Below are 23,514 nucleotides of genomic sequence, written 5' to 3'. Positions count from 1 at the left end.
GTGGCCGCCGCTACGGTGACGTGGTGCACCGCAGCGCCGGCCTCGACGACGCCCTGCAGGACCTCTCCGAGTCCCTGCAGCGTCGCCTCGTCGTGCTCGACGAGGGCATGCGCGTCCTGGCCTACTCGATCCACGAGAGCGACGAGGACCGCGCGCGCCTCTCTCACGTGCTCGCCCACAGCGACACCTGGGAGCCGCCGCCCGCCGGCCAGACGCGCCCCACGACCCGCACCGCCCGTGACGGGACCGCGTGGGTGCTGCACCCCCTCCGCGACGACCGCCACCGCGTCGGCCACCTCCTGTACGTCCGCACGAAGGGGGTCCCCTCCCCTTCGCCCGACGTCCTCGCCGACGGCGCGGCCCACCTCGGCGCGCTCCTGTCGCTGCGGGCGCTCGGCGAGCAGCGCAATGCTGCCCGGGCCACGGACCTGCTCGGCCTCCTCCTCGGCGCGAGCACGTCACCCGGCGAGCGCGAATCTGCCGCAACGGCACTCGTGGACGAGGGTCTCGTCGGGGCCGCGGACCGGTACTGCGTCGTCGTCATCGCCGAGCCGGACGACACCCCCGAGGCCACCCGCACCGCCCTCGCCGGCGTGCAGGCGACGCTCGACTTCGTCGCCCGGACGTCGACGGCCACGGTCGTCGGCGGGCTCGTGGAGGGGCTGGGCGTCCTCGTCTTCCCGCGGCCCGTCGTCCGCGACCGGCTCGAGCGGGTGCTCGCCGCGCCCGGCCTCGCGGGGCTGCGCGCCGGCATCGGTGACGTCGTCGCGGACCTGACCTCGGCCGGCACATCCCACGCACGCGCGCGTCGGGCCTGGCGGGCCACCTGCCTCGACCCCACGACCTACGGGCGCGTGACGACCTGGGACGACCTCGGGCTGGACCGGCTGCTCCTCGACCTGCCCCTGGAGCGGCTCCGGGCCGACGACCTGCCCGCCCCCGTGGCGCGGCTGCTGGCCAGCGACCACCGCGCGGTCGACGTGCCGACCCTCGAGACCTACCTCGCCACGGGAGGCGACGGGCGGGCGACCGCGACCGCCCTCGGCATCCACCGCTCGACCCTCTACTACCGGCTGGGTCGCATCCGCACGACCACCGAGGTCGACCTCGGCGACGGCCTCGTCCGGCGCGACCTGCACACCGGGCTGCGCGTCGCCCGGCTCGCCGGGCTGCTCAGACCCTGACGCCGGGACGGATCCCCCGGTCGACCGTCGGGTCGTAGCCGTGCACCCAGGCGAGCTTGTCCTCGAACCAGTCCGCCGTCGCCATCTGCGCGTTGCGCGCGTCGGCCTCCGGCCCGTCGGGCAGGTGGAGGACCTCGGCGACCTGGGCGGAGGCGAACTGGACGGCGCGGGTGCGCGGCTGGCGCCTCCCTTCGTACGCCTCGAAGGCCGCCGTCGGGTCGCCGCTGCCCACCGTGGCGAGCTCCTCGGCGAGCGCCCACGTGTCCTCGATCGACTGGTTGGCACCCTGCCCGTGGTGCGGCACGAGCGCGTGCGCCGCGTCGCCGAGCAGCACGACGCGACCGCGGTGCCAGGTCCGGACCGGCGGACGCCGCATGAGCGCCCAGCGCTGCGAGACCTCGACGGACTCGAGCATCTGCGTCACCGCGGGGTGCCAGCCGGCGAAGGGGGCGAGCTTTTCCTCGTCGCGGGCCGGCACGACCCAGCCGTCCGCGGTCCACTCCCGGGGCTCGCGGCTCACCGCGAGGAAGTTGACGTGGCTGCCGTCGCCGCCCATCGCGTAGTGCAGGAGGTGCCCGGTCGGCCCGATCCAGAACTGGATGGCGTGCGGGTCCGGCAGCTCGGTGAGCTGCTCGGTGGGGATGATCCCGCGGAACCCGCTGCGCCCCGAGTAGATCGCGTCGTCGTGCCCGACGACCCACCGGCGCACGGTGGACCGGGCGCCGTCGGCGCCCACGACGACCGCCGCGTCCAGGTGGTCTCCGTCCGCGATCTCGACGACGACGCGGTCACCGTCCTCGCGCAGGCCGGTCACCTCGCTGGACAGGAGGATCCGGTCGGCACCCACGGCCTCGGACAGGACCCGCTGGAGGTCCGCGCGGTGCACGCCCCAGTAGTCGGCGCCGAAGCGAGCCCGGTAGGACTCCCCCACGGGCGTCCGGCCGAGCGTCGCCCCGCTCCGGCCGTCACGGAAGATCAGGTCCGTCTGCGGCCACGAGACCTCCTCGAGCGCCTCGTAGACGCCGTAGCGCCGCAAGAGGTTGGTCGCGTTCGCCGACAGCGCGACGGCCGCGCCGACCTCCCGCAGCTCCGCGGTCCGCTCGACGAGCGTCGCGTCGATGCCGCGCTCGCGCAGGGCGAGGGCCAGGGTGAGTCCGCCGATGCCGGCGCCGATGATGACCACGTCGTCGTGGGGTGTCGAGCTCATGCACGAGACGCTACGGAGGCGCCCGGTCGCCGTGATCGGGCGGAGAGGCGCAACTGGTGCCTGTGCGTTCCGACACCCTGTCGGACGCGAGGTGGCCGCCGGGGTGCGTCAGCCCCCCTTCGTCCCGGTGGCGGTCGCGTTGGTGCGGAGGGCGCCCCAGACCTCGTACATGAAGTCCGTCCCCTGCTCGAGGGCCTCGACGAAGATGCGCTCGTTGTTGCCGTGCATCCCGATGAGCTGCTCGTTGCTCAGGACGTACGGGTAGACGCCGTAGCCGGGCACGCCCTGCGTGCGCCACGGGCCGAGGCTGGTGCCGGCCTCGAACAACGCCGGGGCGAAGGGGGTGTCCTCGTACGTCGTCCTCGACGCGTCCTCGAGGGCACGCCAGAGGTCGGTGTCGAGGTCGGCCGGCTTCGTCGCCCACGTGCCGTCGAGCCGGGCGAGCGCCTGCTCCTCGCTCTCCCCCGGGTTGCCGATGAGCTTGACCTCGACATCACGGTCCTTGAGCAGCTCGCGCACCTGCGCGAGGAACTCGCGGGGCTTCTGCCCGCCGGGGACGGCGCGGCAGTTGACCCGGGTCGTGCCCTCGCTCGGGATGACGTTCTCCTTGTAGCCCGACTCCTGGATGACGAAGGCATGGGTCGTGCGCAGCAGCGCGCGGTGCAGGTACGGGTAGTCCGACAGCTTGACGACGAGCCGGGCCGCGCGCTCGCGCGACCGGTCGCTCTTGGCCCGCAGCATCAGGCGGATCGCCTTGGCGAAGCGCCGGTCGCTCGTCGCCTCGGCGACAGCCTCGAAGTACTCGCGTGTCACGTCGGTGAGGTGCACCGGCGCCTCCCAGTCCCCGAGCTCGCTGATCGCCCGCGAGAGGGCGACGATCGCGGAGTCGTCGGGCATGGGCTTGCTGGAGTGGGTCGCAGTGCCCGTCGCCGTGAGGTCGAGGTTGAAGTAGACCTTGTCCTGGCGGGTGGCCGTGATGAGCATCGGGGTGGTCCTGTCGCTCTGTGCGAGGAACCAGCCGCCCTCGGTCAGCACGGACCCGGCGTCGATCTTGTCCCAGTGGTTCGCCGCCAGCCAGCGGGAGCCGTAGTCCCCGGCCTCCTCGTCGCAGTCGGTGAGGATGATCAGGTCACGGTCGAACGTGGCTCCCTCGTCGAGGTGGCGCAGCAGCGCGGCGATGCCGGCCGCGTTGGCCCCCTTCATGTCGAGAGCTCCGCGCCCGTAGATCTCACCGTCGATGACCTCACCCGCGAAGGGGTCGACGTCCCAGTTCTCCTCCTCGACCGGCACGACGTCGGAGTGGCCGAGGAAGAGCAGGGGCTCCTCGGTGCCGGTGCCCTTGATGCGGGCGATGAGGTGGACGTTGTCGCGCTGCGGGGTGTCGATGATCTCGGCGGCGACGCCGGCTCGTTCCCACACGCCCTTGAGCCACTCGGCGTGCGCACGGGTCTTGGCCCCGGTCCCGAAGTTCTGCGTGTCGTAGGACAGCATCCGCTTGAGCAGGTCGACGGGGTCCAGGTCGGCCACGGGGATGGCCGCGGCCGTGACGGCCTGTCCGCCGGCGCCGCGCGCGAAGGCGCCCGCCCCTCCGGCTGCGGCCGCCCCGATGACGGCGGCGCCGACGCCGCCGAGGAAGACGCGGCGGGGCACCTGGGTGCCGGTGGTCTCGTGTGGTTCGTGTGCCATGGACGACTCCTTTGTCGGTGGTCCGCACAGGCAAGCGGCGACGTCCCCGAGGGCCAAGGGTGACCGCTCGGTAGTGAGGCGAACGGTCCCCTCCGCACGCTCGGCGGCGCCGCCCTCCGTGGATCGTGACCGGCCTCTGACGGGCACCTGACGACCCTGTGACCGTGGCCTCCTGTGGAAACTCGAGATGCGGCCTGCGCGGATTTCACTACCGTTGGAGTCAGTTCTTCGGGGGCCCTCGGCGCTGCCCCGATCGTCGACGAAGGGGAGATCCCGTGCAGTTCTCGCGTGGAGCGGCAGCCCTGGCCGCCACGGCCGTCCTGACCGGCGGCCTGGCCGCCTGCGGTGAGGACGAGCCGACCGAGCCCACCACGACGGCCTCGCCCATCGAGGTCGACCCCAGCTCGAGCAGCTCGTCCGGCCCGAGTGTGTCGCCGACCTCGACCGGAGCCGGCGCCGAGATGCCGAAGGACCTGCCGGCGGCTGCTCGAGAGGAGACCAAGGAGGGCGCTGCGGCTTTTGGGAAGTACTACCTCCTCACCTACGGCGACGCTGCACACACTGCAAACACCACGAAGCTGGAGAAGTTGGACGCCAGCGACTGCGCGGTCTGCGGCACCGCCATCAAGAACATCAAGGCCGACAAGGCAAAGGGGTGGATGAAGGACAAGAACCCCTACACAGTGAGCAACGTGGTGGCCACCAAGCGACCGGACGAGGGCTACAAGGTCACCATGGATGTCGAGGTCGCCGATCACCACCGTGTCGACAAAACCGGCAAGGTCAACGGCGACATCGACGCTGTCTCCTACACGGTGACCGAACACGTCGTCTGGCAGGAAGGCGTGTGGCAGATCAAGGACTGGGTCGTCACATGATTCGCCCACTGGTGGTGCTGGCCCTCGCTCTGCTGACTGCCGTGTTTGGCCCCACGTGGGCTTATGCCGACCATGGCGGTCCGCACGCGAAGGTCACGGATGGTCTGATCGAAGCGTCGGCCGAGGAACACGGCATCGACCCAGGAACACAGAAGGGTGCTGACGGCGGCACAGCACCAGCCATCGACCCCAGCAGACCGCGTTCGGCCCACATCACAGGGACGAACGTCAAGGGCCCCGCGGTCAAGGACAGGGTCGAGGTCAAGTACCTCCCCTGTGACAACTCGACGTCCCAGTGCGACGGCACCCGCGCCGGGTGCATCACCGAGTCGGGCAACCCCAACAACTTCGACCTTCCTGTCACCACCCATGTCAGGGTCAACGACGGGCCGTGGCAGTCCACGGGTCGGGTCACGTGCGGGCCACCCGACGCCGTCACCATCCCCGGCGGTCCCGGGCAGCCACCAGTCACCATCCCGGCCCCGGCAGCGCCGCCCGTCCCGACCCTGGCCCAGATCCAGACCGCCTTCCGTGAGCTGCCCTTCAGCAAGCCCAGCGTCACCATCCAGCCCAAGGGCCTGCGCACCCTGAAGAACTTCACGAACTTCTACGCCGCCTCATGGCCTGACGACACCGGGCTGCAACCCGGCGAGACGAGCAGGACGATCAAGCTGCTCTCCTGGAACATCGAGTTCAAGGTCGCCGCCCGCGACTACCGCTACCACTTCGGCGACGGACAGACCTCCGTCTGGACCAGCAGCAGCGGCGGCACCTACCCCGACGGCGACATCACGCACCAGTACGCCGGCACCGGCGACAAGCAGGTCAAGGTCGACGCCCGCCTCACGGGCCAGTACCGCGTCAACGGCGGTCAGTGGCAGGACATCGCCACCGTCGCCGACCTCCAGGACGAACCACTCGACACCCTCCAGGTCTTCGGCACCAAGACCCAGCTCGTCGCCGACGACACCCACTGACCCGCGCGTCGTACGGCAGTTCGCGTCCGGACCAACGAGATCCCGGGGCGCAGACCCCCTTCGTCGCTCGAACTGCCGCGCGACGCGCCGTGCAGTGGGAGGCCGGTCCCGACACCAACTGACCCGCTACCGGTTGCGCCGCGCGATCGCCGTCGACAGCACCGCGGCGAACCCCGTCCAGGCCGCGTACGGCACGAGCGTCCAGCGGGTGCGCCCACCGGCGGCGGAGGCACGCCGCGCCAGGTCGGCCGAGCTCGCCGCGAGCACCCCGGCCTCGACGGCCGCGAGCGCCGGGCGGCGCACCCGCCAGAAGACGACGCTCCACCCGGTGTTGAGCACGAGGTTGGTCCACAGCGCCCGCCGGTAGCGAGCCGCCTCGTCGAAGCGCCCCTCCTCCTCGAGCCGGACGAGCGTCGCGACCGAGGTGACGGCGATGTCGGTGTAGAGCGGGGTCCACACGAGGGGGAAGGCGAGCTTCGGCGGCTGCCACGAGGGCAGGTCGAGCGAGCGGTACCAGCGGCTGTCCGGCTGGGTCGCCGCCGCACCGACGGCCGCGCTGGCGACCGTCGCCGCCGTCACCGTCAGCGCATCCCGCAGTGCGTGGTCGGGCCGGGTGCCGCGCATCGCCCGGCGCACCGCGTCGTCGAACCCGGTGAGTCCGCCCTCGGGGAGGCCGACGAGGTCGTCGAGGTCCTGCTCGCGGCGCACGACCTCGTGCACGAGGCTGCCGACGAGCGGCTTGGCGACATCCGCCTCGACCGGCGTGATGAGCCCGACCCAGTGGCTGGCCAGCCACGGCGTGAGCACCGGGACGCCCACGATCACCCGCCGCCGCAGCCCGTTGACCCGCGCGAAGCGCTGGATCATCTCCTCGTACGTGAGCACCTCCGGCCCGCCGATGTCGAAGGTGCGGTTGACGTCCGCGGGCAGCCGCGCAGCCCCGGCGAGGTAGTGCAGGGCGTCGTCGACGGCGATCGGCTGGATCCGGTTGCGCAGCCACTGCGGCGCGACCATCGCCGGCAGCCGCTCGGTGAGGTAGCGCAGCATGTCGAAGGAGACCGACCCGTCCCCCAGCACGACCGCGGCCTGGAGCACGGCCGCCGGCACGGGGCTGTCGAGGAAGACCTCCCCGACCTCGACCCGGGAGGCCAGGTGCACCGACAGGTCCGCACCCTCGGGGTGCAGACCGCCGAGGTAGACGATCCGCCCGACCCCTTCGTCCGCGGCGGCGGACGCGAAGCCCTCGGCGAGCTCACGGTCCCGCCGGGCGAGGTCACCGCCGCCGTCCATCGAGTGCACGAGGTAGTAGGCGACATCGACACCCGCGAGCGCCCGCCGCAGGTCCTCGCCGGACGTCGCGTCGCCCTCGACGACCTCGACCCGGTCGGCCCAGTCGTGGCTGCGCAGCTTGCCCGCGGATCGGGTGAGCACCCGCACGCTCCAGCCGTCGTCGAGCAGGCGGGGCACGAGCAGGCCCCCGATGTAGCCGGTCGCGCCGGTGACGAGCACCGTGCCGGGGGCGAAGGGAGCGGAGGTCGAGTTCATGGGTCGGTCACCTCAGGAGGTCGAGGACGGGCGGGAGGAGGAAGAGCATCGAGCTGGACCAGATGACGTGCGTGAGGATCGGGGCGAGGATCCCGCCGGTGACCCGCCGCTGTGCGCCGGTCAGCAGACCGAGGAGGAGCGCGGCGAAGGTGAGCAGCAGGTTGCCGGTCGCGGCGGTGACGAGGACGTAGACGGCAGTGGTGATGGCGATCGGGTGCCTGCGCCCGACGGAGGCGAAGAGCGCACCGCGGAAGAAGAGCTCCTCGCCGATGCCGGTGATGACGGTGATCGCCCAGACGAGCGGCAGCGACCCGTAGCGGGCGTGGTCGAGGACGTCGTCGACGAGCTCGGCCAGCCACGGCACCCGGCCGACGACGAGCGCGCCGGCGAGGAAGATCGCGACGGCGAGCAGGGCCAGGGCGATCGGCTGCACGACCGGCCGGGCGAGGTCCGACTCGCGCGTGTGCGCCCACCCCACGTGCAAGCGCCCTGCGGCGGTCCCCCCGATGATCCACACCAGGGCCAGCGCGAGCCCGCCGAGGTAGAACGCATCGTCACCCGGCGGGATGCGCAGGGTGACCGCGAGGACGACCGTGCCGACGAGGAGCGTCGCGACCGTGACCACCCGGCGCCGGCGCACGAGGGCGTCCGGCTCGGTGTGGTCGCGCGGCACCGGGGCGACCAGCGCCGCGGCGACGAAGGCGCGCAGCTCGCCGACGGGGTCGATCACGAAGCGCGGGCCAGACGGGCCGTGATCATCGCCCACACCCGCTCGGGCAGCACGCGGGCGACCTTCATCGTCGCGGCCATCCGGCGGGGGAAGACGATCTCGACCTTGCCCCCTTCGAGCCCGTCGGCGATCTCCGTGGCCGCCTCCTCGGGCTCGATGATGAAGGGCATGGGGAAGGAGTTGGTCTCCGTCATGTCCGTGCGCACGAACCCCGGGCAGACGGTCGTGACGCGGACGTCCTTCGTCGACAAGGAGGCGCGCATCGACTGCAGCAGGTTGATCTGCGCGGCCTTGGTCGCGCCGTAGGCCTCCGACCCGGACAGCCCGCGGTATCCGGCGACGGACGCGATGCCGACGAGGTGCCCGTGGCGGGCGGCGACCATCTCGGGCACGGTCGCGGCGATGACGTTGCCCAGCCCGAGGAGGTTGACCCGGATGTGCGTCTCGTACTCGTCGGCCAGCCACTCGTCGGCGGTGAAGGTGTGCCAGTAGCCCACCGACCAGATGACCATGTCGATGGGGCCGATCTCGCGGCGCACCCGCGCGGCCGCCTCGCGGGTCGCCGCGGCGTCGGTCGCGTCGAGCGCGACCGTGGCGAAGCGGCCCTGCGCGACCTCCTCGAGGCGCTCCTCCCGGCGGGCGCTGATCGCCAGGATCGCCCCCCGCCGGTGCAGCTCCTCGGCGAGGGCGGCACCGATGCCGCTCGAGGCGCCCACCAACCAGATGCGCTGTCCGACGATGCTGCTCATGCCTGCTCCTGCCTCTCGAACCGGATCTGGGCGACGTCGAGGTAGTCGGCGGCGAACCCCGCCTCGCAGTACGCGAGGTAGAACTCCCACTTGCGGCGGAAGGTCTCGTCGAAGCCCGCCGCGGCGATCGTCGACCACTCCTGGTCGAACGTACGCCGCCAGCGCCGCAATGTCTCGGCGTAGTCCCGGCCGAAGCGGTGGGTCGAGGTCACCCGCAGCGACGTGTGCCGTGCGGTCGTCTCCTCGATGGCCTCCTCGGAGGGGATGAGCCCGCCGGGGAAGATGTGCTTCTGGATCCAGCCGTACGAGCGGCGGGTCGCGAGGTAGCGCTCGTGCGACATGAGGATCGCCTGGATCGCGACGACGCCGCCAGGCGCGAGCAGGTCGTCGATCGCACCGAAGTACGTCGGCCAGTACTCCTCGCCGACCGCTTCGATCATCTCGACGCTGACGATGGCGTCGAACTGCCCCGTCACCTCGCGGTAGTCCTGCAGCCGCACCTCGACCCGCCCGGCGAGCCCCGGTTCGTCGACATCGGCCGCGGCGATGCGCTCCCGGGCCAGGGCGGCCTGCTCCTGGGAGAGCGTGATCGTCGTGACGAGCGCCCCGCGGCGCGCTGCGGCGATCGCGAGCGAGCCCCACCCGGTGCCGATCTCGAGCACCCGCGAGCCGGCACGCACGTCGGCGGTGTCGAGGATCGCCTCGATCTTCGCGTGCTGCGCCTCCTCGAGGCTCTGCTCGGTGAGCGTCCGCGAGCGGTCGAAGAGCGCCGAGCTGTAGCTCAGGGTCTCGTCGAGGAAGGCCTCGAAGAGGTCGTTGCTCAGGTCGTAGTGGGCCTCGATGTTCTTGCGCGAGCCGAGCAGCGTGTTGCGGGTGGCGCTCGGGATGCGTCGGTCGACGACGCGGCGCAGCCGGGCCAGCCCGGGCGGCACGAGCGTCGTGATCCGCTCGGCGAAGGGCACGAGCGCGTCCGCGAGGTCGGTGCCGGGCGCGGCCTCCCAGTCGCCGGCCATGTAGCCCTCGCCGAAGCCGATCTTGGGGTGGTGCGCCATCCGCTCGAAGAGCGCGGTCGGGCGCACGATCCGCAGCGTCGGGGCGTCGATGTCGCGTCCCCCGCCGAGGGTCGTGCCGTCGGGCATCGTCACCCGCACGGGCGCCCGCTCGAGGACCTTGGTGACGATCGGGCGGGCGAGGTGGGCCCGCACGCACCACGGACGAAGTGCGGGGCGGCTCAGGCAGATCGGTTGGTCGAGGGTGGGGGCTGCGGCGGTCATCGGACGTTCTCCTGGGAGTGGGGACGACGGGGCTGGATGGGGAGGCGGCGCAGCCACAGCCGGATGCCGTGGACGCGGATGAGGGCGCTGACGCGCCAGGTCATGAGGAGGTGGCGGGCGGCGGTGCGCCACACCGCGGTCGGCGTCGCCGGTCGGGGCACCCCGGTGGTCGTCGCGGTGAGCACGCGCCGGCTCTCCCGGTCGAGGCCGACCGTGACGGTGACCCGCTCGGGGTCGAGCCGCAGGCTCACCGCGTACTCGCCGCTCGTGTCGTTGAAGGGCGAGACGTAGAAGGCCTTGTCCGTGTGCGCGTGCCCGCGCTCGTCGACGTCGAGCAGGTAGGCGTGGCGTTCGCCGTAGGTGTTGTGCACCTCGAAGACGCAGGCGCGCAGGTCGCCGTCGGCGGTCAGGCACCAGAAGACGGTGAGCGGGTCGAAGACGTGCCCGAGCACCCGCGCGTTGGCGAGCATGACCACCCGGTCGCTCGCCTCCAGGGTCCTGCCGCGGTGGACGAGGAAACGCTCCAGGTCCCCGCGGATCCCCCCGCCGAGCCGCCCGCCGTCGAGGTGGTCGCGCGCCTCGATCCGGGTCAGCGCGCGCAGCGGTCCGCGGTAGCGCGGCAGGTCGTCGACGTCGACGAGCCACTGGTACTGCCGGTGGGTGAAGGCGTGCTCGAGGGGCGTGCGGCGCGTGTGGGCGACCGTCCCGACGACGAGGCTCGGCAGGGTCGGCAGCTCCGCGGTCGCGGTGCTCACCACCTCACCCCCAGGCGTTGCGCCGCCTCGACGCCGGACCGGCACCCGTCCTCGTGGAACCCCCAACCGAGGTGGGCCCCGGCGAAGGCGAGCCGGTCACCGCCGGCGGTCCGCAGCCGCGCGGCCGCGGCGACGGCCTCGCGCGTGAAGACCGGGTGCGCGTAGTCCATCCGCGCGATGACGTCCGTCTCGGCGAAGGGGGTGGGCGAGTTGAGCGTGACGAGGAACTGGTCGCCGCCCTCGTCGTACCCGTGCAGCCGGTTCATCCAGTAGCTGACCCTCGGCTGGACGGCGCCGCCGCACGTGGCGCTGCGGTAGTTCCACGACGCACGGGCCCGCGGTGCGCTCGGCAGGTGCCGGGTGTCGCGGTGCAGGACGGTCTCGTTGCGCGTGTAGCGGATGGCGGCGAGGTCCTCCTTCTCCTGCGGCGTCGCGTCGGCGAGCAGCGCGAGCGCCTGGTCGGCGTGCGTCGCGACGACGACCTTGTCGAAGGGGGCCGCCCCGGCGGCCGTACGGACGTCCACCCCGTCAGCATGCCGGGTGAGGGAGGTGACGGGTGCGCTCGTGCGCACGTCACCGAGCCGCGCGGTCAGTGCGTCCACGTACGTCGCCGAGCCGCCGACGACCGTGCGCCAGGTGGGCGACCCCGTGACGCTGAGCATCCCGTGGTGCTCGAGGAAGGCGAAGAGGTGGCGGGCCGGGTAGTCGAGCGAGTCCTCGTCACCGGAGGACCACACGCACGAGACGAGCGGCAGGGCGAAGTGGGCGACGAAGTACGGCGAGAAGCGGTGCTGCTCGAGGAACTGGCCCCACGTCGGGTCGCCGGCACTCCCCCCTTCGTCCTGCGCGAGGAGCGCCCGGGCGGCCCGGTGGAACCGCGGGATCTCGACGAGCATCCGCAGGAAGCGCGGGTCGGCGAGCCGCCGAGGCTGCGCGAGCACCGCACCCGCCCCGCGGCCGCCGGCCCAGGACAGGCCGCAGCCGTCGCAGGTGATCGACATGCTCATCTCGGTCGGACGGGTCGGCACGTCGAGCTCGCGGAAGAGCCGCAGCAGGTGCGGGTAGGTGCGCTCGTTGTGGACGATGAAGCCGCTGTCGACGCGGGCCCGGCCCCCGTCGCTCGTCGGGACCGTGTGGGTGTGGGCGTGCCCGCCGAGCCGGGAGTCGGCCTCGAAGAGGGTGACCTCGTGGGTCTGCGACAGCACGTGCGCCGCGGTGAGCCCGGAGACACCGGCGCCGATGACGGCGACGGTGGGCCGGGTGGGTCGGTCGCGCAGGTCGGTCATGGGGCTCTCCCGGGAGTGGACGAGGACGAAGGGGCACGAGGTGTTCGATGCCGACCCTGCCAAAGGATTGTTCAACCTTTGTCCAAAGGTTAGGATCGACGTCGAGCACCTGTCAAATGTTTGTCCAAGGATGAGGTCACCATGAAGATCACCCGCACCATCGAGGTCCCCGACACCGCCCCGTCGGCCGTCTACGCCTATCTCTCCGACTTCACGACGAGCGAGGAGTGGGACCCCGGCACGGTGACGACGACCCTCGTCGAGGGCGACGGCGGGGTCGGCAGCCGCTACCACAACCGCTCGGTCTTCCGCGGCCGGGAGACCGAGCTGACCTACGTCACGGTCGACCTGCAGCCGGACCGCCTCGTCGTCATGCGGGGGGAGAACTCGACCGTCGTCGCGCGCGACACGATGTCCATCAGCCCCACGGCCGACGGCTCGGGGAGCGTGCTCGTCTACGAGGCGGACTTCACCTTCAAGGGACTGGCCCGGCTGGCCACCCCCTTCCTGCGCGGCTCGCTCGAGGGCCTCGGGGACGACGCCGAGGAGGCGCTCGCCCGCGTCCTGCCCCGGCTGCAGTAGGGCCTTCGCCGATGTACACGATCAAGCGCGCCGCCGAGCTGACCGGCATCCCGGCGGCGACCCTGCGCGCCTGGGAGCGTCGCTACGACCTCGTCGACCCCCAGCGCACCGAGTCCGGCTACCGCCTCTACGACGAGCAGACCGTCGACCGCATCCGTGAGATGGCAGCCCTCGTCGCCGACGGCTGGACCGCGAGCACCGCTGCGGCAGAGGTCGGCCGGCGCCACGCCGGTGAGACCGCGCCGTCGTCGCCGCCCCTCCCCGACCCCTCGCGGACGCCGGCCGATGCCACGTGCGACCTCCTCGACGCTGCGGCCGCGATGGACCCGGCCGGGGTCGCCCGGGTCCTCGACGAGCGCTTCGCCGTGGCGTCCTTCGAGTCCGTGGTCGACGACTGGCTCATGCCGACGCTCGAGGCGGTCGGCGGCGCCTGGGCGGACCGGCGGATCTCCGTCGCCGGCGAGCACCTCGTCGCCCACGCCGTGCTGCGTCGGCTGGCCGCCGCCTTCGACGCCGCCGCCAGCCGCCCGGGTGGTCCGCGCGTCCTCGTCGGGCTGCCGGCGGGCGTGCACCACGAGCTGGGCATCTTCGCCTTCGCCGTCACCCTGCGACGTCTCGGCGTCGACGTCGCCTACCTCGGGCCCAACCTGCCGGCCCCGGCCTGGCGGGCGGCCCTCGACGCCCACGGGGCCGACTGCGCGGTCCTCGCCGTGCCGAGGGCCCAGGACGCGCCCGCCGCGCGCGAGGTGATCAAGGCGCTGCGCGGAGTCGATGCCGGCCTCGTCGTCTTCGTCGGGGGCGGTGCCCAGGGCGAGCTCGACGACCCGCAGGCGGTCCAGCTCGGGCACGACATCACGACCGCCGCCACCCGCGTGGCGGCCTCGCTCACCGACTAGCGACCCTCGCCGGCGCTGCAGGCCAACAGGTTCCACCGGCCCTGAGCACCGGAGTCCAGCGCCTCGTCGAAGCCCACCGGCGTGATGACCACCTCGGCGCCCGGGTCAGCCGGGACCGTGAGGATCACGTCGTCCAGGCGGGCGTGCGCCGGGTCGACACAGTCGGTGAGGCCGTGTGCCTCAGCGTGGGCGTGGGCCGCCTCGAGTGCGCCCGCCGGCACGGCAGGCGCCACCGTGCTCGGTCCGGCCGTGGTGAACTCCACCGCGGGCGTCTCCTGCACCACCTGGGTCGACAGGACGGCGACCCCGCCGACGAGAGCGGCCACGAATGCCACGACGGCAGACCTGATGAAGGATGTGAAGAACAAAGTCATCCCCCCGGATGTGTTGGTGGGGCTGGCGAGGACTCGACCGGCAGACCTCCCCGTCTGCCGGTACGAGCGTCCCTCGCTCCCCTGCGGTGTCCTGTGTGGACTCCTCACACACTGACAGCGACCACCGACAACGCCCGGCGACGCAGGGCCCACCCCCTTCGCCTGCGTAGACTCCCGGTGCCATGAGCACCCTCCAGACGCTCGACCGCGGCCTCGAGGCGATCGACATCGTCTCGCGCCGCACGGGTGGCGTCTCGCCGGCCGCCCTCGCCGACGAGCTCGGGGTGCACCGCGCCGGCGCCTACCGCATCCTCGCCACGCTCGAGCACCGCCACCTCGTGACGAAGGGGGGCGACGGCCTCTACCGCCTCGGCAGCGGCGCCCTCGTGGTGGCCGGCAGGTTCATGGCGCAGTACCGCTCGGCGGCGCAACCCGTCGTCCAGGAGCTCGCCGACCGCAGCGGCCTCACCGCCTTCGTCTCCATCGCCGACGGGGACGAGTCGGTCGCGATCGCGGTGGCGGAGCCGTCTGCCCGAGGATCCATCGGCATCAGCTACCGGGTGGGCACGCGCCACCCCCTCGACCTCGGCGCCGACGGGTTGGCCATCCTCGCCCAGCGGCCGCCGAGGGACGACGACCCCGCGGCCGTGCGCACGGCCCGCGAGGACGGGTACTCCATCTCCCGCGGCGAGGTGCAGCCCGGCACCGCCGGCCTCGCGCTCGGCACCGGCCACGGTTCGGCCACCGAGGTGGAGAGCGCCATCGGCCTCATCGCCCTCGGCCACCCCGACGACCTCGACGTCGCGATGCTCGTGCCCCTGCTGCAGGAGTCCCGGGCCGCGATCACGCGCCTCTTCTGACCGGCTCGAGCCTTGACCGGGCATCCTCCACGGGATAGCGTGTGCGCTGAGCGCACAACTGTGTGCGATATACGCACTAGGAGTGACCATGGCCCACTACCGCCAGGTCGGACCCGTGCCGGGCAAGCGGCACACCCTCTTCAAGGACACGGACGGCAGGATCCTGTCCGAGGAGCTCATGGGCGAGGAGGGCTTCTCCTCCGACAGCTCGCTGCTCTACCACCGCCACATCCCCTCGGGCATCGTCGACGCCCGCCCGTGGGAGCTGCCCGACCAGACCCTCGTGCCCAACGAGCCCCTCCTCCCCCGGCACCTGAGGCTCCACGACCTCTTCGCCGACGAGGCGGTCGCGACGACCGACGCGGTGACCGGCCGTCGCCTCGTCCTCGGCAACGCCGACGTGCGCCTCTCCTACGCCCACGTCGGCGCGACCTCTCCCCTGTACAAGAACGCCATCGGCGACGAGTGCGTCTACGTCGAGCGAGGGTCGGCGCTGCTCGAGACCCAGCTCGGGGCGCTGGAGGCCACCGAGGGTGACTACGTCGTCATCCCGCGCGCGACGATCCACCGCTGGGTCCTGCGCACCGGCGAGACCGCTCGGCTCTACGCGATCGAGGCGAGCAGCCACATCGCCCCGCCCAGGCGCTACCTCTCCCGCTACGGCCAGCTCCTCGAGCACGCTCCCTACTGCGAGCGCGACCTGCACGGCCCGACGGAGCCGCTGCTCGTCGAGGAGCAGGACGTCGACGTCCACATCAAGCACCGTGGGCGCGGGCCGAGTGGCATGTCGGGCACGATCCACACGGTGCCGGAGCACCCCTTCGACGTCGTCGGCTGGGACGGGTGCCTCTACCCGTACACCTTCAACATCCGCGACTACATGCCGATCACGGGCAAGGTGCACCAGCCGCCGCCGGCGCACCAGGTCTTCGAGGGGCAGGGCTTCGTCATCTGCAACTTCGTCCCGCGCAAGGTCGACTACCACGAGCTCGCGGTGCCGGTGCCGTACTACCACTCCAACGTCGACAGCGACGAGATCATGTTCTACGTCGACGGGGACTACGAGGCCCGCAAGGGATCAGGCATCGGCAAGGGCTCGATCTCCGTGCACCCCGGTGGCCACGCGCACGGCCCCCAGCCGGGTGCCGTCGAGGCATCGCTCGGGGCGGACTACTTCGACGAGACGGCGGTCATGGTCGACACCTTCCGCCCGCTCGAGCTCGGCGAGGCCGGCATCGCCGTCGACGACGGCGTCTACGCCCGATCGTGGACCGGTGGGCGCTGGCTGGGTGGTCGGTGACCTGACGGGGGCCCTCGCACCGCCGATACCCTCGGGGGGTAAGTTGGGAGGCGTGAACACGGACCGGCGCCTCCTGCTCGGGCTCGCCGTGGCCGTCATCGCCGGCATCCTCGCGATGCACGGCTTCTCGGTCGGCCACCACTCCCCGACCGCGCCGGCCGGGACGAGCGCCACCCACGTCCACGCCCACGTCGGTGTGGACCAGCCCGGCTGCCACGCGCCGGACGGGAGCGACACGTGCACGGCCGCCACGGCCATGTGCCTCGTCGTCCTCCTGTCCCTGGTCCTCCTCGTGCCCGGACGTGGTCGCGCTGCGTGGCCCTGGCAGCCGCCGTGGCTGCGGTCCCCGCCGTCCCTCTCCCCCGTCGCCGCCCCAGGAGACATCTTCGGCGTCTCCCTGACGAGGTTGTGCATCAGCCGGACGTGATCGACGCGTCCGTCACCGACCACACACCCCACGTCAGGAAGCGATCACCCATGCGCAAGCACACTGTCATCACGTCCCTGGCGAGCGCGGCCACGGCCGCTCTCGTCCTCACCGGCTGCGCCTCGTCCGACGAGGGTCCCGACACCGGGACCGCCTCGAGCAGCAGCACGACCGCACAGTTCAACCAGGCTGACGTCACCTACGCCCAGGGCATGACCATGCACCACCAGCAGGCCGTGGAGATGTCCGACATCGTCCTCGACAAGGAGGGCGTCGACCCGGACGTCGAGCAGCTGGCCCGGGAGATCAAGAAGGCCCAGGGCCCCGAGATCACCACGATGGAGGGCTGGCTGAGGGACTGGGGCCACCCCATGGATCACGGGTCCGGCATGCCCATGGAGGGCGGGCACATGGACGGCATGGTGAGCGAGCAGGACATCACCAGGCTCGAGGACTCCGACGGGGCGAGCGCCTCGCGGCTCTTCCTCGACCAGATGATCGAGCACCACGAGGGCGCCGTCGACATGGCGGAGCAGCACCGCAAGGACGGGAAGAACCCCGCTGCTCTCGAGCTGTCGCAGGACGTCATCACCGACCAGAAGGCCGAGATCACGAAGATGCGCAAGATGCGCACCGCCCTCTGACCCGCTCTCCCCACCGCGGCCCGGCCGGCCGGGCCCACCCCCTTCGTCATCCGAAAGGTCCGACATGTCCACCATCACCCGCCGGTCCCTCCTCGCCCTCCCCCTCGGCGGCCTCCTCGCCGCCTGCTCGGGCCCGACCACCCCCGTCGACCGCCTCGCGATGACCGTCTACAAGGACGCCTCCTGCGGCTGCTGCGGCGGTTGGGTCACCCACGCCGAGGAGCACGGCTTCGCCATCACCACCGAGCTCCCCGACAACCTCGCGACGGTGTGGACGGAGCACGACATCCCGCTCGACCTCCAGTCCTGCCACCTCGCCCGCCACCGCGATGGCCACCTCTTCGTCGGGCACGTCCCGGTCCGGCACGTGCTCGAGTACCTCGCCGACCCGCCGAAGGGGGCTCGCGGCCTGAGCGTGCCCGCCATGCCCGTCGGGACGCCCGGGATGGAGCAGGGCGACCGGTTCGACCCCTACTCCGTCATGCTCATCACGAAGGGGGAGCCGCGGGTCTTCGCGAAGGTGTCCAGCCCTGCGGACCAGGAGGTCTGACCGGCCTACGTACATTGACCCCGTGACCACGACCGAGCGCCTCCACGCGCGCCTCATCAAGCGGGACCTCGAGGCCGAGGCCGAGATGCCCGGGGCGGCGCGTCGCCACGTGGCGGGCAACACCCTTCGCCTCGTCGGGGCCAACGCGCTCCAGAGCTCGGGCGACCAGGCCGTCAACGCGTCCACGGTCCTGCCGTGGCTCTTCCACGCGCTCGGCGTGCCCGCCGCTCTCACCGGCGTGCTGGTCCCCATCCGCGAGTCCGGGTCGATGCTCCCCCAGGCCTTCCTCACACCGCTCGTCGTCCGGGTCCGGCAGCGCAAGCTCGTCGTCGCGGCCGGCGCAGTGGTCCAGGCCGCGGCCGTCGCGGTCATGGCCGGCACGGCGGCGCTCGGCCACGGCCTGGTCGCCGGCCTCGTCATCGTCGCGGCGCTGGCCGTCTTCTCCCTCGGTCGCTGCCTGACCTCCATCGCCTCCAAGGACGTCCAGGCCAGGACCGTGCCGAAGGGAGAGCGCGGCCAGATCAACGGGCTCGCCACGACCGCCTCCGGGTTCGTCGCGATCACCCTCGGTCTCGGGGTCCGGGCCCTCGGCGAGGGCCTCGATGCCCGGACCCTCGCGGCGATCCTCGGTGCCGGTGCCGTGCTCTGGGTCCTCGTCGCCGCCGTTTGGGCGAGCGTGCGGGAGCCGGGACCCCTTCGAGACGGCCGCGAGCGGCCTCCTCAGGGAACGACCGGCGAGGGGTGGTTCGTCGAGACCATCGCCCTGCTGCGCGAGGACCGCACCTTCCGTTCCTTCGTCACGGTCCGCAGCTTCCTGCTCGTGTCCTCGCTCAGCCCGCCCTTCATCGTCGCGCTCGCGGTGCAGGCCGGCGCCCCGGCGCTCACCGGCCTGGGCGGGTTCATCATCGCCTCGGGCCTCGCCGCGCTCCTCGGCGGACGCGTCTTCGGACGGATGGCCGACCGGTCGAGCCGTCGGCTGATGACGGCCGGCGCGGCCCTGGCCTCCCTCGTCCTGGTGGCACTCGTCCTGCTCGTCACGCTGCTCGACCTCGAAGGCGACGGCCGGCTCACCTACGCGATCTTCGTCGGCAGCTACTTCCTCGTGACGATGCTGCACACGGGCGTGCGCGTCGGGCGCAAGACCTACGTCGTCGACATGGCCGAGGGCGACCGGCGCACGACCTACGTGGCCGTCTCCAACTCGGCGATGGGCCTGGTGCTCCTCGTCGTCGGCGGGATCAGCTCGGCGATCGCCGGCCTGGGCGTCGAGTGGGCGCTCCTGTTCCTCGCGGGGCTCGGCGTGCTCGGGGTCGTCTCGTCCACGCGACTGCCGGAGGTCTCGCGCGGCGCCTGACCCGGCGCGCGCGGCGGCCTAGGCTGGGGCGGTGAACGCGCCTGCCGGACGTCTGCGACTCGACTCCGCCCGGGGCCGCTGGATCCTGGTCATGACGATCCTCGGGTCGGGCATGGCGATGATCGACGCGACGATCGTCAACGTCGCCCTGCCGGACATCGGCCGCACCTTCGACGCCCCCTTCGCCACCCTGCAGTGGGTCGTGACGGGCTACGCGCTCACCCTCGCAGCCTTCATCCTCCTCGGTGGCGTGCTCGGCGACCGGTACGGCCGTCGGCTGGTCTTCGTCATCGGGACCGTGTGGTTCGCGCTCGCCTCGGCCGCCTGCGGGCTCGCGCCGGACGCGGGGTGGCTCGTGGGCGCGCGGGCGCTGCAGGGCATCGGTGCCGCGCTGCTCACCCCGGGCAGCCTCGCCATGCTGCAGACCGCCTTCGTCCCGCTGGACCGGCCGCGCGCCATCGGCGCCTGGGCAGGGTACGGCGGCGTGGCGACCGTCATCGGCCCCTTCGTCGGTGGCTGGCTCATCGACGTCGCGTCGTGGCGCTGGGTCTTCCTCATCAACCTGCCGCTCGCCGTGCTCGTCCTGCTCATCGCGGCGCGACACGCCCCCGCCGACCACGGGACGGCACGTCCCGGACGTCTCGACGTCGTCGGCGCAGCACTCGGCGTGACCGCCCTGGCCGCGGTCACATGGGCCCTCACGAGCAGCGGTGACGGAGGCCTCGACCGCAGCACGACGACCGCGGCCGTCGTCGGGGTCGTCGCCGGTATCGCCTTCCTCGTGCACGAAGGGAGGACCCCCGCCCCCATGCTCCCCCTCGGGATCTTCCGCTCGAGCAGCTTCTCGACGGTCAACGCGGTGACCTTCGTCGTCTACGGGGCGATGGGCGTCGTCTTCCTCCTGCTCGTGCTGCAGCTGCAGGTCGTCGCGGGCTGGGGCCCGGTCGCGGCCGGCGTCGCGAGCCTGCCGACGACGGTGCTCATGATGCTCCTGTCCGCCCGGTCGGGGGCGCTCGCGGCGCGCACCGGGCCGCGCGTGCAGCTCGCGCTCGGCCCGCTCGTCATGGCCGGCGGTGTGCTGCTCCTGCTGCGCGTGGGAGCCGACGCCGACTACGTGCGCGACGTGCTGCCGGGCGTGGTGCTCTTCGGCCTCGGGCTCTCGGCGATGGTCGCGCCGCTCACCGCGAACGCGCTCTCGACCGCCCCGGACGAGGCCGCCGGGCTCGCCTCCGGGGTCAACAACGCGGTGGCGCGCACGGGTGGGCTCCTCGGGGTGGCGGCCATCCCGCCGCTCGCCGGGCTCACCGGCCGCGTCGTCGAGGACCCGGCGGCCTTCACCGACGGCTACCGCACCGCGATGCTCGTCTCGGCGGCCATCATCGCCGCAGGGGGTGTGCTCGCCGGCGCGCTCCTGGGGTCCGGCACCGGGACGGGGACGGAGGCCGACAGACCCTAGTGTGGGTCGGGTGAGCGGCAACACACGAGACATCGAGGACGGCGTCCACCGCGACTTCCGGGAGGAGATGTCCTACGGGTCCTACCTGGCGCTCGAGACGTTGCTGGACGCCCAGCGGCCGCTGAGCGAGCACCACGACGAGATGCTCTTCATCATCCAGCACCAGACCTCGGAGCTGTGGCTCAAGCTCGTGCTGCACGAGACCCGCTCGGCGATGGCGCTGCTCGCCGCCGACGAGATGCGCATCGCCCTCAAGCGCATCGCCCGGGTCAAGCACATCCAGCGCACGCTCACCGACCAGTGGTCCGTGCTCGCGACGCTCACGCCGACGGAGTACCAGGAGTTCCGGCCCTACCTCGGCCACGCGTCGGGCTTCCAGTCGTGGCAGTACCGGGGCGTCGAGTTCGCGCTCGGCAACAAGCACCCCGGCATGCTCCAGGTCCACGAGGCCGACCCCGCGGCGCACGCCGCGCTGACCGAGCTCCTCGAGGCCCCGAGCCTCTACGACGAGTTCCTCAGGTACCTCGCCCGCCGCGGCTACCCGATCCCCGAGCGCGTGCTGACGCGCGACGTCACGCGCGCCCACGAGATCGACCCCGAGCTCAGCGCCGTCTTCACCGAGATCTACTCGCACGCCGAGGCCCACTGGGACGTCTACGAGGCCTGCGAGGAGCTCGTCGACCTCGAGGACAACTTCCAGCTGTGGCGCTTCCGGCACCTCAAGACCGTGCAGCGCACCATCGGCATGAAGACCGGCACCGGAGGCTCCTCCGGCGTGGGCTTCCTGCAGCGGGCGCTCGAGCTGACCTTCTTCCCCGAGCTCTTCGCGGTGCGCACGGAGATCGGTTCGTGAGCGCGAGCGCGCTGCGCGACCGGGCCGCCGCGCTCGACGCGGCCGACCCCCTTCGGCACTGCCGTGACCTGTACCTGCCGTCCGCGGGCCTCGTCGCCTACCTCGACGGCAACTCGCTCGGTCGGCCGCTGAGGGCCACCGCGGAGCGGATCACGCACCTCGTCGAGCACGAGTGGGCCGACCGACTCATCCGCTCCTGGGACGAGCGGTGGATGGAGCTGCCGCTGCGGCTCGGCGACCGCATCGGCGAGGTCTGCCTCGGCGCCGCACCCGGCCAGACCGTCGTCGGTGACTCCACGACCGTCATGCTCTACAAGCTCCTGCGCGCGGCCGTCGCCGCTGCCGGCCCCGACCGACCGGAGATCGTGCTCGACTCGGAGAACTTCCCCACCGATCGCTATGTGGCGCAAGGCATCGCGGCCGAGACCGGGGCACGTCTCGTGTGGCTCGAGCCGGACCCGGCGAAGGGGGTCACCCCCGACCTCGTGGCCGGCGCGCTCACCGAGCGCACCGACGTCGTCCTGCTCTCGCACGTCGCGTACAAGTCGGCCTGGGTCGCCGACCTGCCGGCGATCACCGCCCTCGCGCACGACGCGGGCGCCCTGGTCCTGTGGGACCTCTGCCACTCCGTCGGCGTGCTGCCGTGCGACCTCGACGCGCAGGGCGTCGACCTCGCCGTGGGGTGCACCTACAAGTTCCTCGGCGGCGGGCCCGGCGCCCCGGCCTTCGGCTACGTCGCGGCCCGGCACCAGCGCACGCTGCGGCAGCCGATCCAGGGGTGGATGGGGCACGCCGAGCCCTTCGTCATGGGGCCGGGCTACGAGGCCGGGGCGGGGATGCGCGGGTTCATCTCCGGCACCCCGCCGGTGCTCGGGATGGTCGGGATCGAGGACACGGTCGACCTCATCGCGTCGGTGGGGCTGGATGCGGTGCGGGACAAGGCGACCCGTCTCGGACGCTTCGTCATCGACGCCCTCGACGACACCCTCGCCGAGCACGGGGTGCGGGTCGTCTCGCCGCGGGAGGACGCCGACCGCGGCGGGCACGTGACGATCGGCCACCCGCGGTTCCGCGAGGTCTACCGCGAGCTGTGGGCGGCCGACGTCGTGCCGGACTTCCGCGAGCCCGACGGGATCCGGCTCGGGCTCTCACCGCTCAGCACGTCGTACGGCGAGGTCGCCGAGGCGCTGCTGCGGATCGGCGAGGCGCTCAGCCGCTGACGGCGTCGAGCACCGCCGGCCAGTGCGGCGAGGTCGGGTCGACCGGGTCGAAGTGGTCGGCCCCTGGCAGCACCGTGCGCTCCCACCCCTGCGACTGACGAAGGGGGACGGTCCCGTCCGCATCGCCGTGGAGGACGCGGATCCGCTGCGCCGCGACGGGATCGGCGATGCGCAGCCGCGTGGGGTCGAGACGCGCGTACAGTGCCGGGGCCTCGTCGGGCGACGCGCCGACCCAGTCGAGGACGGCGTCGCTGCCCAGGTGCTCCGAGACGGCGGCGTCGAGGTCGGCGACGGGAGCCAGGGCGACAGCGCGCGTCGGGGGCAGGTGCGGCTGCAGCACCCGCCACATGACGAGCGCCCCGCCGGCACTGTGGCCGACCCACGCGGCGACGTCGTGACCCGCGCCGCGCAGGTGGGCGTCGAGGGCAGCGAGGTCGGTCGTCGTGGCCTCGGGGTCGCCGGGCACCCGACGGTACTCGGCCAGGGCGACGCGCCACCCGGCGCTCGCCAGTGCCGCGGCCATGGGTCGGGCGTGCGCCCGGTCCACTCCGGGGCGGAAGTAGCCCCCGTGGACGACGACGAGGGTGCGCGGGGCCGGGTCGGCGGTAGCCGGTGCGAGGACCTCGACGAGCTGGTCGGGCCCTGGCCCGTACGCCGTGGCGGCGCGGCCTGCGCCGCCTCCGTCACTCTGGAGGCGGCGCAGGGTCTCGTCCTCGGTGCTCACCGG

Annotated in this window: 24 protein-coding genes; 14 read left to right on the top strand and 10 right to left on the bottom strand. The window is 72.5% G+C overall.

The features are described from left to right. Positions 1 to 23: 23 nt before the first annotated feature. Positions 24 to 1,184, top strand: a complete 1,161-nt coding sequence (locus tag ABC138_RS01785) for a helix-turn-helix domain-containing protein (RefSeq protein ID WP_345912552.1) — start codon at positions 24 to 26, stop codon at positions 1,182 to 1,184. Here ABC138_RS01785 and ABC138_RS01780 read toward each other — a convergent pair. Both ABC138_RS01780 and ABC138_RS01775 read right to left on the bottom strand, forming a co-directional pair. Beyond that, entirely contained in the window at positions 1,174 to 2,391 is a 1,218-nt protein-coding gene (locus ABC138_RS01780) for an FAD-dependent monooxygenase (RefSeq protein WP_345912551.1), read from the bottom strand. The genes ABC138_RS01785 and ABC138_RS01780 overlap by 11 nt on opposite strands. Before the next feature lie 108 nt (positions 2,392 to 2,499). Then, positions 2,500 to 4,077, bottom strand: a complete 1,578-nt coding sequence (locus tag ABC138_RS01775) for a M20/M25/M40 family metallo-hydrolase (RefSeq protein WP_345912550.1) — start codon at positions 4,075 to 4,077, stop codon at positions 2,500 to 2,502. A gap of 275 nt (positions 4,078 to 4,352) precedes the next feature. Here ABC138_RS01775 and ABC138_RS01770 point away from each other — a divergent pair, with 275 nt between their 5' ends. Further along, the gene (locus ABC138_RS01770) at positions 4,353 to 4,955 is read left to right on the top strand and encodes a DUF6318 family protein (RefSeq protein ID WP_345912549.1); all 603 of its coding nucleotides are present in this window, start codon (positions 4,353 to 4,355) and stop codon (positions 4,953 to 4,955) included. Beyond that, positions 4,952 to 5,932, top strand: a complete 981-nt coding sequence (locus ABC138_RS01765) for a hypothetical protein (protein WP_345912548.1) — start codon at positions 4,952 to 4,954, stop codon at positions 5,930 to 5,932. The genes ABC138_RS01770 and ABC138_RS01765 overlap by 4 nt, the downstream gene beginning before the upstream one ends. 126 nt (positions 5,933 to 6,058) lie before the next feature. On the opposite strand, the gene ABC138_RS01760 is transcribed toward ABC138_RS01765, so the two are convergent. Genes ABC138_RS01760 through ABC138_RS01735 form a run of 6 tightly spaced genes read right to left on the bottom strand, consistent with a single transcriptional unit; the run spans position 6,059 to position 12,271 of the window. Then, positions 6,059 to 7,477 carry a tryptophan-rich sensory protein gene (locus tag ABC138_RS01760; RefSeq protein ID WP_345912547.1) on the bottom strand — a complete coding sequence of 473 codons (1,419 nt, stop codon included), beginning with the start codon at positions 7,475 to 7,477 and terminating at the stop codon, positions 6,059 to 6,061. A 7-nt stretch (positions 7,478 to 7,484) separates the two neighbouring features. Then, positions 7,485 to 8,207, bottom strand: a complete 723-nt coding sequence (locus ABC138_RS01755) for a CPBP family glutamic-type intramembrane protease (RefSeq protein ID WP_068324917.1) — start codon at positions 8,205 to 8,207, stop codon at positions 7,485 to 7,487. Then, on the bottom strand, positions 8,204 to 8,956 hold the full coding sequence (locus ABC138_RS01750; RefSeq protein WP_068422061.1) for an SDR family NAD(P)-dependent oxidoreductase: 753 nt from the start codon (positions 8,954 to 8,956) through the stop codon (positions 8,204 to 8,206). The genes ABC138_RS01755 and ABC138_RS01750 overlap by 4 nt, the downstream gene beginning before the upstream one ends. Continuing rightward, on the bottom strand, positions 8,953 to 10,230 hold the full coding sequence (locus ABC138_RS01745) for a cyclopropane-fatty-acyl-phospholipid synthase family protein (RefSeq protein ID WP_345912545.1): 1,278 nt from the start codon (positions 10,228 to 10,230) through the stop codon (positions 8,953 to 8,955). Before ABC138_RS01745 ends, ABC138_RS01750 begins: the two co-directional genes overlap by 4 nt. Further along, positions 10,227 to 10,985 carry a DUF1365 domain-containing protein gene (locus tag ABC138_RS01740; RefSeq protein ID WP_307147480.1) on the bottom strand — a complete coding sequence of 253 codons (759 nt, stop codon included), beginning with the start codon at positions 10,983 to 10,985 and terminating at the stop codon, positions 10,227 to 10,229. Before ABC138_RS01740 ends, ABC138_RS01745 begins: the two co-directional genes overlap by 4 nt. Then, entirely contained in the window at positions 10,982 to 12,271 is a 1,290-nt protein-coding gene (locus ABC138_RS01735) for an FAD-dependent oxidoreductase (protein ID WP_338538313.1), read from the bottom strand. The genes ABC138_RS01740 and ABC138_RS01735 overlap by 4 nt, the downstream gene beginning before the upstream one ends. 141 nt (positions 12,272 to 12,412) lie before the next feature. On the opposite strand from ABC138_RS01735, the gene ABC138_RS01730 reads away from it, so the two are divergent. Next, positions 12,413 to 12,853 (top strand): SRPBCC family protein, encoded by a 441-nt coding sequence (locus tag ABC138_RS01730; protein ID WP_345912544.1) that lies wholly within the window; start codon positions 12,413 to 12,415, stop codon positions 12,851 to 12,853. An 11-nt stretch (positions 12,854 to 12,864) separates the two neighbouring features. Next, positions 12,865 to 13,749, top strand: a complete 885-nt coding sequence (locus tag ABC138_RS01725) for a MerR family transcriptional regulator (protein WP_345912543.1) — start codon at positions 12,865 to 12,867, stop codon at positions 13,747 to 13,749. On the opposite strand, the gene ABC138_RS01720 is transcribed toward ABC138_RS01725, so the two are convergent. Then, positions 13,746 to 14,084 (bottom strand): hypothetical protein, encoded by a 339-nt coding sequence (locus ABC138_RS01720; protein ID WP_169701896.1) that lies wholly within the window; start codon positions 14,082 to 14,084, stop codon positions 13,746 to 13,748. The two genes, ABC138_RS01725 and ABC138_RS01720, sit on opposite strands and share 4 nt — an antisense overlap. 221 nt (positions 14,085 to 14,305) lie before the next feature. Here ABC138_RS01720 and ABC138_RS01715 point away from each other — a divergent pair, with 221 nt between their 5' ends. The 9 genes from ABC138_RS01715 (at position 14,306) to ABC138_RS01675 (ending at position 22,787) form a co-directional block, all read left to right on the top strand. Next, positions 14,306 to 14,983 (top strand): helix-turn-helix domain-containing protein, encoded by a 678-nt coding sequence (locus ABC138_RS01715; protein WP_068422079.1) that lies wholly within the window; start codon positions 14,306 to 14,308, stop codon positions 14,981 to 14,983. Between the two features lie 88 nt (positions 14,984 to 15,071). Beyond that, on the top strand, positions 15,072 to 16,283 hold the full coding sequence (locus tag ABC138_RS01710; protein ID WP_345912541.1) for a homogentisate 1,2-dioxygenase domain-containing protein: 1,212 nt from the start codon (positions 15,072 to 15,074) through the stop codon (positions 16,281 to 16,283). A gap of 52 nt (positions 16,284 to 16,335) precedes the next feature. After that, on the top strand, positions 16,336 to 16,710 hold the full coding sequence (locus ABC138_RS01705) for a DUF6153 family protein (protein ID WP_345912540.1): 375 nt from the start codon (positions 16,336 to 16,338) through the stop codon (positions 16,708 to 16,710). 50 nt (positions 16,711 to 16,760) lie between these two features. Then, complete coding sequence (locus tag ABC138_RS01700) at positions 16,761 to 17,354, top strand: DUF305 domain-containing protein (protein WP_345912539.1); 594 nt, start codon at positions 16,761 to 16,763, stop codon at positions 17,352 to 17,354. A 64-nt stretch (positions 17,355 to 17,418) separates the two neighbouring features. Continuing rightward, complete coding sequence (locus ABC138_RS01695; protein ID WP_068324926.1) at positions 17,419 to 17,904, top strand: DUF411 domain-containing protein; 486 nt, start codon at positions 17,419 to 17,421, stop codon at positions 17,902 to 17,904. A gap of 22 nt (positions 17,905 to 17,926) precedes the next feature. Beyond that, complete coding sequence (locus tag ABC138_RS01690) at positions 17,927 to 19,258, top strand: MFS transporter (protein ID WP_345912538.1); 1,332 nt, start codon at positions 17,927 to 17,929, stop codon at positions 19,256 to 19,258. A gap of 31 nt (positions 19,259 to 19,289) precedes the next feature. Next, positions 19,290 to 20,714: an MFS transporter gene (locus ABC138_RS01685; RefSeq protein WP_345912537.1), complete on the top strand. Its 1,425-nt coding sequence runs from the start codon at positions 19,290 to 19,292 to the stop codon at positions 20,712 to 20,714. Between the two features lie 10 nt (positions 20,715 to 20,724). After that, entirely contained in the window at positions 20,725 to 21,567 is an 843-nt protein-coding gene (gene kynA / locus ABC138_RS01680; RefSeq protein ID WP_345912536.1) for a tryptophan 2,3-dioxygenase, read from the top strand. Continuing rightward, entirely contained in the window at positions 21,564 to 22,787 is a 1,224-nt protein-coding gene (locus tag ABC138_RS01675; protein WP_345912535.1) for an aminotransferase class V-fold PLP-dependent enzyme, read from the top strand. The genes kynA and ABC138_RS01675 overlap by 4 nt, the downstream gene beginning before the upstream one ends. On the opposite strand, the gene ABC138_RS01670 is transcribed toward ABC138_RS01675, so the two are convergent. Next, positions 22,777 to 23,511 carry an alpha/beta hydrolase gene (locus ABC138_RS01670; protein ID WP_345912534.1) on the bottom strand — a complete coding sequence of 245 codons (735 nt, stop codon included), beginning with the start codon at positions 23,509 to 23,511 and terminating at the stop codon, positions 22,777 to 22,779. The two genes, ABC138_RS01675 and ABC138_RS01670, sit on opposite strands and share 11 nt — an antisense overlap. Positions 23,512 to 23,514 lie beyond the last annotated feature (3 nt).

This window comes from Janibacter sp. LM, from assembly GCF_039631275.1.
GTDB classification, from domain to species: Bacteria; Actinomycetota; Actinomycetes; order Actinomycetales; family Dermatophilaceae; genus Janibacter; species Janibacter terrae.
Note: the sequence above shows the minus strand (reverse complement) of the source record. Positions and strands in the feature narration are given on the sequence as shown.

Excerpts from the sequence above, each read along its gene's own strand:
- ABC138_RS01780 (WP_345912551.1), bottom strand. The coding sequence starts at position 2,391 with ATGAGCTCGACACCCCACGACGACGTGGTCATCATCGGCGCCGGCATC.
- ABC138_RS01775 (WP_345912550.1), bottom strand. The coding sequence starts at position 4,077 with ATGGCACACGAACCACACGAGACCACCGGCACCCAGGTGCCCCGCCGC.
- ABC138_RS01765 (WP_345912548.1), top strand. The coding sequence starts at position 4,952 with ATGATTCGCCCACTGGTGGTGCTGGCCCTCGCTCTGCTGACTGCCGTG.
- ABC138_RS01760 (WP_345912547.1), bottom strand. The coding sequence starts at position 7,477 with ATGAACTCGACCTCCGCTCCCTTCGCCCCCGGCACGGTGCTCGTCACC.
- ABC138_RS01750 (WP_068422061.1), bottom strand. The coding sequence starts at position 8,956 with ATGAGCAGCATCGTCGGACAGCGCATCTGGTTGGTGGGCGCCTCGAGC.
- ABC138_RS01745 (WP_345912545.1), bottom strand. The coding sequence starts at position 10,230 with ATGACCGCCGCAGCCCCCACCCTCGACCAACCGATCTGCCTGAGCCGC.
- ABC138_RS01735 (WP_338538313.1), bottom strand. The coding sequence starts at position 12,271 with ATGACCGACCTGCGCGACCGACCCACCCGGCCCACCGTCGCCGTCATC.
- ABC138_RS01730 (WP_345912544.1), top strand. The coding sequence starts at position 12,413 with ATGAAGATCACCCGCACCATCGAGGTCCCCGACACCGCCCCGTCGGCC.
- ABC138_RS01725 (WP_345912543.1), top strand. The coding sequence starts at position 12,865 with ATGTACACGATCAAGCGCGCCGCCGAGCTGACCGGCATCCCGGCGGCG.
- ABC138_RS01715 (WP_068422079.1), top strand. The coding sequence starts at position 14,306 with ATGAGCACCCTCCAGACGCTCGACCGCGGCCTCGAGGCGATCGACATC.
- ABC138_RS01710 (WP_345912541.1), top strand. The coding sequence starts at position 15,072 with ATGGCCCACTACCGCCAGGTCGGACCCGTGCCGGGCAAGCGGCACACC.
- ABC138_RS01700 (WP_345912539.1), top strand. The coding sequence starts at position 16,761 with ATGCGCAAGCACACTGTCATCACGTCCCTGGCGAGCGCGGCCACGGCC.
- ABC138_RS01695 (WP_068324926.1), top strand. The coding sequence starts at position 17,419 with ATGTCCACCATCACCCGCCGGTCCCTCCTCGCCCTCCCCCTCGGCGGC.